This window comes from Corynebacterium humireducens NBRC 106098 = DSM 45392 (genome assembly GCF_000819445.1).
Classification (GTDB): Bacteria; Actinomycetota; Actinomycetes; order Mycobacteriales; family Mycobacteriaceae; genus Corynebacterium; species Corynebacterium humireducens.
The window spans coordinates 745,598-758,222 of sequence record NZ_CP005286.1 but is presented as its reverse complement, the minus strand read 5'-3'; the positions used below and the strand labels follow the sequence as shown (position 1 = coordinate 758,222).

The window sequence follows — 12,625 nt, the reverse complement described above, 5'->3', positions numbered from 1 at the left end:
TTGGTGTCGAATCATCAACGCTCGCAAGGAAACCCTCGTTGCCTACTGTACCGCCCTCAGCACGCCATGACCTCACCGACGCTGAATGGGACCTGCTTGTCCCACTGCTACCGGCCCCGTCACGGCGGGGACGCCCCCGCACCTGGGACCTACGGTCCCTGGTCAACGGCATCTTCTTTCGCATCCGCACCGGCTGCCCGTGGCGCGATGTCCATGAGCGCTACGGCCCCTGGTGGCGGGTCCACGATCTGTTCGCCCGGCTGCGGGCCAACGGAGTATGGGAGAACGTGCACACCCGGCTGCTCACCCACGCCCAGGAGAAAGGAAAACTCTCCTGGGAGGTCAGCGTGGATTCCACAACCACCCGTGGACATATCCACGCCGCGGGTGCACGGAAAGACAGCCCCCTCCGCCACCCGGGGGAGCCGGATCATCATGGGTTCGGCCGCTCGCGGGGCGGGTGGTCGACCAAGATCCATGTGGCCATTGACGCTGACTGCGGGGTGCTGTCCTTTGCGATCACCCCAGGTCAAGCCGGTGATGGTCCACAGATGGTGCGGGTACTGGAGAAAATCCGGGTGCCGTCCGCCACGCGTGGTCGGCCGCGGAAACGACCCGAGCGGGTGTTGGCGGACAAGGCGTATTCCTCACGGGCGAACCGGGCGTGGTTGCGGGCGCGGGGGATCAAGGCGACGATCTCCCAGCCGAAGGACCAGGTCGCCAACCGTCGGCGCAGGGGGTCGGCCGGTGGCCGACCCCCTGCCTTCGATGCCGTGGCTTACCAGCGGCGTAATGCCGTGGAGCGGGGTATCAACCGGATCAAGCAGCATCGTGGGTGTGCCACGCGTTTCGACAAGTTAGCGGTGCATTTCGAGGCCACGGTGCAGTTGGCGAATATCCGCTACTGGCTGAAACGACTTTCGTAACACCCTCTAGGCGTCGACAGCGCTCCCCCGGACACTGCCGCCATGCCCTCTGACAAGAGCCGACAGCGTGCTCCGACACCGCCCAGAGTGCGCAGCTGCGCACTCCCGGACCACGCTGCGCGACGGCCGTGGTCCGCCACAACGGGTGCGCAACGCACGCTCCTGAACGACAGCTTCCTCGCAGAGTTACAAAACGAAACAGCTGGTAGACGCATGTTTTTAGTGCGCAGCTGCGCACTCCCCTGACACCTCGAGGAAAGCGGGCGTCGATAAGCATGCAGAAGGGCCCCTTCCCGGAGGAAGGGGCCCGACTACAGGTGGATCAGAGCTTGCGGAGCGTGAGGCTCTGCTCGGCACGGCCGACGGGGCCGTGGATGTCGTGGAGGACGGAGCTGGTCAGGCCGATGCCCTCGGCACCCCACGTGACGGTGGTGTCCAGACCGGTCCACGGGCCGGTCGGCTGGCGGAAGAGATGGACGGTGAGGTCGACGTTCGGGTACGCCCACTCCTCGGGTCCCTGCTGCGGGTTGATGCCGTTGGCGACGTCGATGCTGGTGAAGTACTGGGCGACCTCGATGGGCTCCTCGCCCTCGACCAGCACGTTCGGGGTGCGGATCCAGGTGGCTCCGCGACCCGGTCGACGCTCCATCGCCTGCCGGACCTCCAGCTGGCGGATGAAGCCGCCGGCCCACAGTTCGGTGAGATCACGCTCGGCGGAGTCCTCCGGGGAGGTGAGCGGCTCGGCACTGACCGCCTCGACCTCGGTGGTGTCCGAGGTGGCGAGGTACCAGGCGCGGGCCTTGATCACGCTGCGGCCTCCGATGGTGGCGGTGGCCTGGACGAGCTCGATGGTGCGTCCGGGGCGCAGCGTCTCGACGATCACCTCGACCTCCGCGAACGGGAGGCGACCGAGGATGTCGTAGGAGATGCGGCTGAGGACGAGGTCCTTGTGGGGACGGGTGCGCTCGATCTCGTGGATCATCAGGCCGGCGAGGGAACTGAAGTGGTAGTCCTCCGTCGACCAGGCTCCCTCCGCGTGGCGGGTGGGCTGGAAGGTGATGTCACCGGTGCGGGTGAAGAGGTGGCTGCTCATGCTCTCCCCTACTAGTTCCGGTACAGCAGCAGGGCGTCGCCCTGGCCACCGCCACCGCACAGGCTCACGCCTGCCTTGCCGGCACCACGACGGTCGAGCTCCCGCGCCGCGGTGAGGACCAGGCGGGCACCGGAGGCACCGATCGGGTGTCCGAGGGCGATGGCACCGCCGTAGATGTTGCACTGCTCGGCCGGGTAGTCGAGGTCGCGCAGGGACTGGACGGCGACGGCACCGAAAGCCTCGTTGATCTCGACGAAGTCCAGGTCACCGGCCTCCCAGCCGGCGCGGTCGAGCGCGGCCTTGAGGGAGTCGGAGGGCTGGGAGTGCAGGGAGTTGTCCGGGCCACCGGTCTGGCCGGCGACGCCGACGACCGCCAGGTAGTCGAGGCCGCGCTCCTCCGCCCAGGAACGGCGGGTGAGGACGACGGCTGCGGCTCCGTCGGAGATCGGGGACGCGTTGCCCGCGGTGATGGAGCCGTCACGGGTGAAGGCGGGGCGCAGGCCGGAGAGGGACTCGGTGGTGGTGTTGGCGCGGATGCCCTCGTCGGCGGAGACGACCACCGGGTCGCCCTTACGCTGCGGGATGGAGATGGGGGCGATCTCGGAGTCGAAGACGCCGGCGGACTGGGCGGCGGCCGCACGCTGGTGGGAGGCGGCGGCGATCTCGTCCTGCTCCTCGCGGGAGATGTTCAGGGAGGACAGCGGGCCCTCGGTGAGCACGCCCATGGAGATGCCCTCGGCGGCGTCGGTGAGGCCGTCTACCTCGGCGGTGTCGGCGAGCTCCATGGCGCCGTAGCCCTTGCCCTGGCGGGCGCCGCGGACGACGTGGGCGGCGTTGGTCATGGACTCCTGACCACCGGCGACGACGACGTCGGCGTCACCGAGGCGGATGAGGCGGGCGGCGTGGATGACGGCGTCGAGGCCGGAGAGGCAGACCTTGTTGACGGTCTCGGCGACGACCCGCGGGTCGAGGCCTGCCTTGAGTGCGGTCTGGCGGGCCGGGTTCTGTCCGGCACCGGCCTGGAGAACCTGGCCGAGGATCACGTGGTCGACGTCGGAGGGCTGGATGCCGGCGCGTTCGACGGCGTGGCGGACGGCGTGGGCGCCGAGGTCCACGGCGCTGAGGGAGGCGAGGGAACCGAGGAGCTTGCCCTGGGGGGTGCGGGCTCCGGCGAGGATGACGACGTCATCGGCGTGGGGGGTGAGGTTGCTCATGGTGGGGCTTACTCCATTTCTTCCAGCTCGACGACGTAGTTCGCGTCGGTGTTCTCTTCAATGTCACGGAGGGTCACGCCGGGGGCGATCTTCCGCAGGATGAGGTGGTCTTCGGCGACGTCGAAGCTCCCCATGTCGGTGATGATCCGGTCGACGACGCCGATACCGGTGAGCGGCAGGTCGCACTTCTTCTTCAGCTTGGGCTGGCCGTCGCGGGTGACGTGCTCGGTGAGCACCAGGACGCGCGGGGTGCCGGCGACGAGGTCCATCGCGCCGCCCATGCCCTTGACCATTTTGCCGGGGATCATCCAGTTGGCCAGGTCGCCGGACTGGGAGACCTCCATGGCGCCGAGGACGGCCATCTTCACCTTGCCGCCACGGATCATGCCGAAGCTGGTGGCGGAGTCGAAGATCGCGGCGCCGGGGATGAGGGTGACGGTCTGCTTGCCGGCGTTGATGAGGTCGGCGTCCTCCTCCCCCTCGTAGGGGAAGGGGCCCATGCCGAGGATGCCGTTCTCCGACTGGAGGACGACGTTGACGCCCTCCGGGAGGTTGTTGGCCACCAGCGTCGGGATGCCGATGCCGAGGTTGACGTAGTCACCGTCGTTGAGTTCCTTGGCGGCCTCGGCGGCCATCTGGTCGCGGGTCCAGCCCTTGGTGGTCACGGTGGTGGTGGACATGTCAGATCTCCTTTCCGACGGTCGCGCGCGGGCGGGTGGTCCGCTGCTCGATCGGCTTCTCGCGGTCGTCCGCCGGGACGATGTGGTCGACGTGGACACCGGGGGTGGTCACGTGTGCCGGGTCGATGCCGCCCAGGGGCAGGATCTCCTCGCACTGGGCGATGGTGACCAGGCCGGACTCGGCGCACAGCGGGTTGAAGTTGCGGGCGGTGGCGCGGTACACGAGGTTGCCGCTGATGTCGCCCTGCCAGGCGTGGACCAGGCCGACGTCGGCGACGATGCCGCGCTCCATGACGTAGGTGCGGCCGTCGAAGTTCTTCGTCGGCTTGCCCTCGGCGACGAGGGTGCCCACACCGGTGGCGGTGTAGAAGGCGGGGATTCCGGCGCCGCCGGCACGGAGCCGCTCGGCGAGGGTGCCCTGCGGGTTGAACTCGACCTCGAGCTCGCCGGCGAGGTACTGGCGGGCGAACTCGCGGTTCTCACCGACGTAGCTGGCGCACACCTTGCTGACCTGGTTGTTCTCGAGCAGGATGCCGAGGCCCTGGCCGTCGACGCCCATGTTGTTGCTGACGATGGTGAGGTTCTTGCGGCCCACGTCACGCAGTGCCTCGATGAGGACGTACGGGACACCGCAGAGTCCGAACCCACCGACGGCAAGGGTCATGCCGTCCTTGACGTGCTCCGCGATGAGCTCGCGGACGTCGTTCCTGCGCTTGTCGATTCCCATCAGAGCCACCCCAGAACCTTCGGAGCCATCTCGCGCAGCGCGACCTTGCGCACCTTGCCGGAGACGGTCATCGGGTACTCGTCGACGACGGCGACGTAGCGCGGGACCTTGTGACGGGCCAGCTTGCCGTGTGCGAACTCGGCGATCTGCTCGGCGGTGAGGTCGTCCACGCCGTCGTGCAGGATGATCCACGCCATGATCTCCTCACCGTAACGCTCGTCGGGGACGCCGATGACCTGGGCGTCGACAATGTCCGGGTGAGTGAAGAGGAACTCCTCGATCTCACGCGGGTAGACGTTCTCGCCGCCGCGGATGAGCATGTCCTTGAGGCGGCCGGTGACGGAGAGGTAGCCCTCCTCGTCGATCTCGCCGAGGTCGCCGGTCTGCATCCAGCCGTCCGGGGTGAGGGCCTCGCCGGTCTTCTCCTCGTGGTCCCAGTAGCCCTTCATCACGGAGTAGCCGCGGACGAGGATCTCGCCCTTCTCGCCGATGGGGAGGGTCTCGCCGGTGTCCTCGTCGACGATCTTGCACTCGAGGTGCGGCATGATCTGGCCGACGGTGTTGACGCGCTTGTCCAGGGGGGCGTCGGCACGCGTCTGGAAGGAGACCGGGGAGGTCTCGGTCATGCCGTAGCAGATGGAGATGCCCTCCATGTTGAACTGGGTCATGACGTCGCGCATCGTCTTCGACGGGCAGGAGGTGCCGGCCATGATGCCGGTGCGCAGGGTCGACAGGTCGTAGGGGCTGCCGTACTCGATGTGGTCGTGGGCCTCCTCCAGCTCGGTGATGAACATGGTGGGCACGCCGTACAGCGAGGTCGCCTTCGCGGAGTGGACCGCCTTGAGGGTCTCACGGGACTTGAAGGTCGGGCCCGGGATGATCATGCAGGCACCGTGGGTGAAGGTGGCGATGACGCCCATGACCATGCCGAAGGTGTGGAAGAAGGGCACCGGGGTGCACACGCGGTCCTGCTCGGTGTAGCCGAGGTTCTCACCGACGAAGAAGCCGTTGTTGAGGATGTTGCGGTGCGTCAGGGTCGCGCCCTTGGGGAAACCGGTGGTGCCGGAGGTGAACTGGATGTTGACGGGATCGTTGTTGTCCAGGTCGCGGGTGTACTCGGAGAGGTCGTCGATCTCACCGTGGATGGCGTCGTACCAGTCGGTGGAACCGAAGTAGATGATGTTCTTCAGCTGGACGCCGCGCTGCTTGCGGGCCTCGTTGAGCATGGTGCGGTAGTCGGAGTCCTTGAAGCGCGGGGCGGCGAAGACCATCTTCACGCCGACCTTGGCCAGGACGTAGTTGAGCTCGCTCTGACGGTAGGCCGGGTTGATGTTCACCAGGATGAGGCCCAGGTGGTGGCAGGCCCACTGGACGACGAGCCACTCCCAGCGGTTGGTGGACCAGATGCCGATGCGGTCGCCCTTGCGGTAGCCGTGGCGGATGAAGGCGGACGCCAGGCGGAGAACCGTGTTGTAGAACTGCTCGTAGGTGTAGGTCTTGTCGGCGTAGACGTCGACGACCGCCTCACGGGAGGGGTACTTCTCGACGATCGAGCGGAGCATCTGACCCAGGGTCTCCTCGCGGAGCGGGGCGGCGCCCTGGTCGATGGTGCAGCCGATGACGTGGGAGAGCTTGTTGCCGTTCTCGTCGACGACGATGGAGCCGTACGGGGTGGAGCGGGTGGTGAGGGTGTTGGTGATCATGTCTGCTTCTTCTTTCTGGTTTCAGGACTGGGCGCGCTGGACGATGGCCTGGGCCTGGCGGAAAAGGGGGGCGTCGACCATGCGGCCGTTGAAGCTGAAGGCTCCGTCGTTGTGCTCGGCGGCGGCGAGGAGCTGCCGGGCGAAGTCGAGGTCCTCGTCACTGGGCCGGTAGGACTCACGGATGACGGACACCTGGGAGGGGTGGATGCAGCAGGTGCCGACGTAGCCGAGGGCGGCGGCGTCCTCGGCCTCCGCACGGAGGCCGTCGATGTCCCCGATGTCCACGTGGACGGAGTCGAGGGAGGCCTTGCCGTGGGCGGCGGCGGCGAGCTGCACCTGCGCCCGGGCGAAGCGGGGCACGTCACGGTAGGTGGTGTCGGCGAAGCGGGAGGTGGTGCCGCCGAGGCCGGCGACGAGGTCCTCCGCGCCCCAGAAGAGGGCGACGACACCTTCGGCGGCGGCGATCTCCTCCGCCCGGAGGACTCCGAGCGGGGTCTCCACGAGAGCGATGACGGCGGCGTCGGGAAGCACCCGGGTGACGGACTCGACGTCCGCCGCGCCCTCGGTCTTGGAGAGCATGACCTGGCGGAAGGGGCTGCCGGCCACGGCTGCGAGGTCCGCGACGTGGTCGGAGGTGCCGGCCGGGTTCACGCGGATGATGACGCGGGAGGGGTCGAGCGTGGCCAGGCGGATGCCCTCACGGGCGCTCTCGCGGTTGGCGGGGCGGCAGCCGTCCTCCAGGTCGATGATGACCAGGTCGGCGCGGTCGGCGGCCTTGGCGAAGAACTCGGGGCGGTCGGCCGGGGCGAACAGCAGTGCCGGGCCGGCGGGGATCCAGGTGCTCATCTACTCTTCTCCTTCTTCGGGGCGGCAGCGCACCATGGTGGAGCGGACTGCGCGACAGACGACGTCGCCGTGCTGGTTACGGCCGATGTGCTCGAGCTCGACGATCCCCTGACCGGGACGCGACTTGGAGAGTCGCTTGCCGGTGCAGATCGTCTCGGCGTAAAGGGTGTCGCCGTGGAACATCGGGGCCGGGAAGGCGACCTCGGTGAAGCCCAGGTTGGCGACGATGGTGCCGAGGGTGAGCTGGGAGACGGACAGGCCGACCACCGTGGACAGGGTCCACATGGAGTTGACCAGTCGCTGGCCGTCGAACCCGGGCTGCCCGGACGACCAGTGGGCGTCGAGGTGCAGCGGCTGGGTGTTCATGGTGAGGGTGGTGAAGACGACGTCGTCGGCCTCGGTGACGGTGCGGCCCGGGCGGTGGAGGTAACGCACACCCTCCTCGTACTCCTCGAACCACAGGCCCCGCTGCTCGACGGAGCGGGTGATCACGGCGGTGTCGGTCATTTCAGTTCTCTCCTTTACAGACCCAGCTCGCGGGCGATCAGCATCAGCTGCACCTCGGAGGTGCCCTCACCGATCTCGAGGATCTTGGAGTCGCGGTAGTGGCGGGCGACGCGGTACTCGTTCATGAAGCCGTAGCCACCGTGGATCTGGGTGGCGTCACGGGCGTTGTCCATCGCGGCCTCGGAGGAGATGAGCTTGGCGATGTAGGCCTCCTTGCGGAAGTCCAGGCCCTTGACCATCTTGGCGGCGGCGGCCATCCAGGCGAGGCGGGCGGCGTGGACGCGGGCCTCCATGCGGGCGATCTTGAAGGAGATGGCCTGGAAGTCGGAGATCGGCTTGCCCATGGAGGTGCGCTCCTTGGCGTACTTCACGGACTCGTCGACGCAGCCCTGGGCGGCACCGGTGGCCAGGGCGGCGATGGCGACGCGGCCCTCGGCGAGGATGGACAGGAAGTTGGCGAAGCCGCGGCCGCGCTCACCGAGCAGGTTCTCCTGGGGGACGCGGACGTCGGTGAAGGTCAGCGGGTGGGTGTCGGAGGCGTTCCAGCCGACCTTGTCGTACGCCGGCTCCACGGTGAAGCCCGGGGTGTCGTTCGGGACGATGATCGTGGAGATCTCCTTCTTGCCGTCCTTCTCGCCGGTGACGGCGGTGACGGTGCACAGGGAGGTGATGTCGGTGCCGGAGTTGGTGATGAACTGCTTGGAGCCGTTGATGATGAAGTCGCTGCCGTCCTCACGCGCGGTGGTGCGGGTGGCACCGGCGTCGGAGCCGGCGCCCGGCTCGGTCAGACCGAAGCTGGCGAGCTTCGTGCCGGCGGTGAGGTCCGGGAGCCACTGCTGCTTCTGCTCCTCGTTGCCGAAGTGGAAGATCGGCATGGCACCGAGACCGACGCCGGCCTCCAGGGTGATGGCCACGGACTGGTCGACGCGGGCCAGCTCCTCGAGGGCGATGCCGAAGGAGAGGTAGTCACCGCCCATGCCGCCGTACTCCTCCGGGAAGGGCAGTCCGAACAGGCCCATCTCGGCCATGCCGGAGACGACCTCGTAGGGGAAGGTGTGGTCGCGGTCGTGCTGTGCGGAGACGGGGTCGACGACCTCGTTGGCGAACTCGCGGACCACGTTCTGCAGCTCGCGGTACTCCTCGGGCAGGTCGGTGATGTTGATGTCGGTCATGATGCTGGTTCCTTTCGGGAGATTTTTCTGTGCTGGGTGAGAGGTTGTGGGTGGGTCAGTCGTCGGCGGCGACGCTGGCCAGGGCCTTGCCGGCGGGGACCTGGTCGCCCGCCGAGCAGTGGTAGGCGACGATTCCGTCGTGGGCGGCCCGGAGCACGTGCTCCATCTTCATGGCCTCGACCACGAGGACCGCGTCTCCGGCGGAGACCCGGGTGCCCGGCTCGGCGGACAGGGCGATGACGGTGCCCGGCATCGGGGATGCCAGGGTGCCGTCGCCGTCGGCGTCCTCGTCGGCCCGGGAGCGGGCGACGTGCTCCTGACGCAGCACCCAGGTGCCCTCGTCGGAGGAGACGACCGTCTCGGGGGTGGAGCCGTTGCCGATGGCGTCGATCTGCCAGTGGCGGGTGAGCCCGTCGACGGTGACGCGCCAGGAGTCGCCGTCGCGGTGCACGGTGGCCGACACGGTGCGGGGCTCCGCCCGGGCCGCCTCGTCCTCGGAGGTGAGTCCGGCGACGGCGTCGTGGACGGTGACCTCCGCGGCGGCCGGGGTGCCGCGCAGAGAGATGAGGCTGGAGCCGCCCTCCCAGGCGAAGCGGACGCGCTGCTCGGCGGGGAGGCCGGGGCGCCAGCCGTCCGGGATCGCCCAGGCCGAGCCGGGCTGGTCCGGCCAGCGCTGGGCGAGCCACACCATGGCGGAGGCGACGAGGGCGTCGTCCGGGACGTCGGAGACCCGGTAGTCGTCGACGACCTCGTCGAGCAGTCCGGTGTGCAGGTCACCGGCGACGACCTGGGGGACGTTGATGAGGAAGCGGCAGAAGTCGGTGTTGACTCCGACGCCGGCGACGACGGTGTTCGCCAGTGCCCGGTCGAGGCGGCTGAGGGCCTCGGCGCGGTCGGCGCCGTGGACGATGACCTTCATGAGCATCGGGTCGTACAGGGAGGAGATCTCCGAGCCGTCGGTGATGCCGGAGTCGACGCGCACGCCCGGGCCCTCCGGCTTGACGACGCTGGCGATGCGGCCACCGGTCGGCAGGAAGCCGTTGGCCGGGTCCTCGGCGTAGATGCGGGCCTCGATGGAGTGGCCGGTGAGGGTGATGTCCTCCTGGCGGATCGGCAGTTCCTCGCCGCGGGCGATCGCGAGCTGGAGGGCGACGAGGTCGTGGCCGGTGACCATCTCGGTGACGGGGTGCTCGACCTGGAGACGGGTGTTCATCTCCATGAAGTAGAAGTCGTCGGGACGGGCGGCGGGGACGATGAACTCGACGGTGCCGGCGCCGACGTAGCCGACGGAGCGGGCGGCGTCGCAGGCCGCCTGGCCGATGGCCTCGCGGGTGGTGGCGTCGAGAAGCGGGCTCGGGGCCTCCTCGATGACCTTCTGGTGGCGGCGCTGCAGGGAGCACTCGCGCTCACCGAGGTGGACGACGTTGCCGTGGGCGTCGGCGAGGATCTGGACCTCGATGTGACGCGGGGTGTCCACAAAGTGCTCGAGGAACAGGGTGTCGTCGCCGAAGGCGCCGGCTGCTTCACGACGCGCGGTGACCAGTGCCTCCGGGAGGTCGGCCGGGTCCTCGATGCGGTGCATGCCCTTTCCTCCGCCTCCGGCGGAGGGCTTGATGAGGACGGGGAAGCCGATCTCGGGGGCGGCGGCGATGATCTCCTCGTCGGTCAGACCCGGGCGGGAGATGCCGGGGACGGTCGGGACGTCGCGGGCCTCGACGGCGGCGCGGGCGGAGATCTTGTCACCCATGGTCTCGATGGCGGAGGCCGGCGGGCCCATGAAGATGATGTCGTTGTCGGCGCAGGCCTGGGCGAAGGTGGAGTTCTCGGCGAGGAAGCCGTAGCCCGGGTGGATGGCGTTGGCGCCGGTGCGGCGGGCCGCGTCGATGATCTTGTCGATCACCAGGTAGGACTCACGGGCCGGGGAGGCGCCGATGTGGACGGCGATGTCGGCGTCACGGACGTGCGGGGCGTCGGCGTCGGCGTCGGAGTAGACGGCGACGGAGCGGACGCCCTGGTCCTTGAGGGTGCGGATGATGCGGCAGGCGATCTCCCCGCGGTTGGCGACGAGCACCGTGTGAATGTTGTGGGTAGTCATTGTTGTCGTTCTCCTACATGCGGAAGATGCCGAAGGCGGTGTCGTCAAGGGGTGCGCCGGAGGCGGTCTCGAGGGCGAGGCCGAGCATGCGGCGGGTGTCGGCCGGGTCGATGACGCCGTCGTCCCAGAGGCGGGCCGAGGAGTAGTACGGGTGGGACTCCTCCTCGAACTTCTCGCGGATCGGTGCCTCGAACTGCTCCTGCTCCTCGGCGGACCACTCGCCGCCGGAGCGCTCGATCTGGTTGCGGCGGACGGTGGAGAGGGTCATCGCGGCCTGCGGGCCACCCATGACGGCGATGCGGGCGTTGGGCCACATCCACAGGAAGCGCGGGGAGTAGGCGCGGCCGCACATGGAGTAGTTGCCGGCTCCGAAGGCGCCGCCGATGACGACGGTGAACTTCGGGACGCGGGTGGTGGCGACGGCGTTGACCATCTTCGCGCCGTGCTTGGCGATGCCGCCCGACTCGTACTCACGGCCGACCATGAAGCCGGTGGTGTTCTGGAGGAAGAGGAGCGGGATGCCGCGCTGGTCGCACAGCTCGATGAAGTGCGCGCCCTTCTGGGCGGACTCCGCGAACAGGACGCCGTTGTTGGCGATGATGCCGACCGGGTGGCCGTGGATGCGGGCGAAGGCGGTGATGAGCGTGGTGCCGAACTCCTCCTTGAACTCGGTGTACTCGCTGCCGTCGACAAGCACCTCGATGACCTCGCGCACGTCGTAGGGGACCTTGGAGTCGGCGGGGACGATGTCGTAGAGGTCGGTCTGCGGGCGCAGCGGCTCGACGGTGTCGCGGACCTCCCAGACCGGTGCCGGGTCGAGCGGGAGGGTGTCGACGATCGCACGCACCCGGTGCAGGGCGTCCGCGTCGTCGAGTGCCAGGTGGTCGGTGACGCCGGAGACCTTGGAGTGGAGGTCACCGCCGCCGAGGTCCTCGGGGGTGACGTCCTCACCGGTGGCGGCCTTCACGAGCGGCGGGCCGGCCAGGAAGATGGTGCCCTGCTCCTTGACGATGACGGCCTCGTCACTCATGGCCGGGACGTAGGCGCCACCGGCGGTGCAGGAGCCGAGGACCGCGGCGATCTGCGGGATGCCCTTGGCGGACATGTTGGCCTGGTTGTAGAAGATACGGCCGAAGTGGTCGCGGTCCGGGAAGACCTCGTCCTGGTTGAGCAGCATGGCTCCACCGGAGTCGACCAGGTAGATGCAGGGGAGACGGTTGTCGTTGGCGATCTCCTGGGCGCGGAGGTGCTTCTTGACGGTCATCGGGTAGTAGGTGCCGCCGGAGACGGTGGCGTCGTTGGCGACGACCATGCAGCGACGTCCGTGGACCAGTCCGATGCCGGCGACGACGCCGGCGGCGGAGACCTGGCCACCGTACATGTCGTGGGCGGCCAGCGGGGCCACCTCGAGGAAGGGGCTGCCCGGATCGAGCAGTTCGACGATGCGCTGACGGGCGAGGAGCTTGCCGCGGCTGATGTGGCGCTCGCGTGCCTTCTCATTGCCTCCTTCGGCGGTCCGGGCCAGCACTCCGCGCAGATCGGCGACGAGCGACTCGTGCCTTTCGCGGTTGGTCTCTGTTGCGGTCATGGGTTCTCCGTGGGATCGAAGCGGTCTGTGAGGATTTCAGTTAACGGTGATTAACTCTGTTTCAGGACAGTACA

At 68.4% G+C, this 12,625-nt stretch carries 11 protein-coding genes; 1 reads left to right on the top strand and 10 read right to left on the bottom strand.

Translation table 11 applies throughout. The annotated features are described in order from the left end of the window. The first annotated feature begins 38 nt into the window (after nucleotides 1-38). The gene (locus B842_RS03845) at nucleotides 39-926 is read left to right on the top strand and encodes an IS5 family transposase (protein WP_040084736.1); all 888 of its coding nucleotides are present in this window, start codon (nucleotides 39-41) and stop codon (nucleotides 924-926) included. A gap of 322 nt (nucleotides 927-1,248) precedes the next feature. Here the strand turns inward: B842_RS03845 and B842_RS03840 are convergent, their stop codons facing one another. The 10 genes from B842_RS03840 to B842_RS03795 are packed head-to-tail and all read right to left on the bottom strand — an operon-like array spanning nucleotide 1,249 to nucleotide 12,551. After that, nucleotides 1,249-2,019, bottom strand: coding sequence for a thioesterase family protein (locus B842_RS03840; RefSeq protein ID WP_040085288.1), 771 nt, complete (start codon nucleotides 2,017-2,019; stop codon nucleotides 1,249-1,251). Between the two features lie 11 nt (nucleotides 2,020-2,030). Then, nucleotides 2,031-3,233, bottom strand: coding sequence for an acetyl-CoA C-acetyltransferase (locus tag B842_RS03835; protein WP_040085287.1), 1,203 nt, complete (start codon nucleotides 3,231-3,233; stop codon nucleotides 2,031-2,033). Between the two features lie 8 nt (nucleotides 3,234-3,241). After that, a complete protein-coding gene (locus B842_RS03830) occupies nucleotides 3,242-3,913 on the bottom strand; it encodes a CoA transferase subunit B (protein ID WP_040085286.1) in 672 nt (223 codons plus the stop codon). A gap of 1 nt (nucleotide 3,914) precedes the next feature. After that, complete coding sequence (locus B842_RS03825) at nucleotides 3,915-4,640, bottom strand: CoA transferase subunit A (protein WP_040085284.1); 726 nt, start codon at nucleotides 4,638-4,640, stop codon at nucleotides 3,915-3,917. Beyond that, complete coding sequence (locus B842_RS03820) at nucleotides 4,640-6,343, bottom strand: AMP-binding protein (RefSeq protein ID WP_052437725.1); 1,704 nt, start codon at nucleotides 6,341-6,343, stop codon at nucleotides 4,640-4,642. The genes B842_RS03825 and B842_RS03820 overlap by 1 nt, the downstream gene beginning before the upstream one ends. Before the next feature lie 21 nt (nucleotides 6,344-6,364). Continuing rightward, nucleotides 6,365-7,189, bottom strand: a complete 825-nt coding sequence (locus tag B842_RS03815) for an HpcH/HpaI aldolase/citrate lyase family protein (protein ID WP_040085283.1) — start codon at nucleotides 7,187-7,189, stop codon at nucleotides 6,365-6,367. Next, a complete protein-coding gene (locus B842_RS03810; protein ID WP_174520283.1) occupies nucleotides 7,190-7,696 on the bottom strand; it encodes a MaoC family dehydratase in 507 nt (168 codons plus the stop codon). 14 nt (nucleotides 7,697-7,710) lie between these two features. Next, a complete protein-coding gene (locus B842_RS03805) occupies nucleotides 7,711-8,868 on the bottom strand; it encodes an acyl-CoA dehydrogenase family protein (protein ID WP_040085282.1) in 1,158 nt (385 codons plus the stop codon). 55 nt (nucleotides 8,869-8,923) lie between these two features. Then, nucleotides 8,924-10,963, bottom strand: a complete 2,040-nt coding sequence (locus tag B842_RS03800) for an ATP-binding protein (RefSeq protein ID WP_040085280.1) — start codon at nucleotides 10,961-10,963, stop codon at nucleotides 8,924-8,926. Between the two features lie 13 nt (nucleotides 10,964-10,976). After that, nucleotides 10,977-12,551, bottom strand: coding sequence for a carboxyl transferase domain-containing protein (locus B842_RS03795; protein ID WP_040085278.1), 1,575 nt, complete (start codon nucleotides 12,549-12,551; stop codon nucleotides 10,977-10,979). Between the last annotated feature and the right edge of the window lie 74 nt (nucleotides 12,552-12,625).

Excerpts from the sequence above, each read along its gene's own strand:
- B842_RS03840 (WP_040085288.1), bottom strand. The coding sequence starts at position 2,019 with ATGAGCAGCCACCTCTTCACCCGCACCGGTGACATCACCTTCCAGCCC.
- B842_RS03795 (WP_040085278.1), bottom strand. The coding sequence starts at position 12,551 with ATGACCGCAACAGAGACCAACCGCGAAAGGCACGAGTCGCTCGTCGCC.
- B842_RS03810 (WP_174520283.1), bottom strand. The coding sequence starts at position 7,696 with ATGACCGACACCGCCGTGATCACCCGCTCCGTCGAGCAGCGGGGCCTG.
- B842_RS03830 (WP_040085286.1), bottom strand. The coding sequence starts at position 3,913 with ATGTCCACCACCACCGTGACCACCAAGGGCTGGACCCGCGACCAGATG.
- B842_RS03800 (WP_040085280.1), bottom strand. The coding sequence starts at position 10,963 with ATGACTACCCACAACATTCACACGGTGCTCGTCGCCAACCGCGGGGAG.
- B842_RS03820 (WP_052437725.1), bottom strand. The coding sequence starts at position 6,343 with ATGATCACCAACACCCTCACCACCCGCTCCACCCCGTACGGCTCCATC.
- B842_RS03835 (WP_040085287.1), bottom strand. The coding sequence starts at position 3,233 with ATGAGCAACCTCACCCCCCACGCCGATGACGTCGTCATCCTCGCCGGA.
- B842_RS03815 (WP_040085283.1), bottom strand. The coding sequence starts at position 7,189 with ATGAGCACCTGGATCCCCGCCGGCCCGGCACTGCTGTTCGCCCCGGCC.
- B842_RS03805 (WP_040085282.1), bottom strand. The coding sequence starts at position 8,868 with ATGACCGACATCAACATCACCGACCTGCCCGAGGAGTACCGCGAGCTG.
- B842_RS03825 (WP_040085284.1), bottom strand. The coding sequence starts at position 4,640 with ATGGGAATCGACAAGCGCAGGAACGACGTCCGCGAGCTCATCGCGGAG.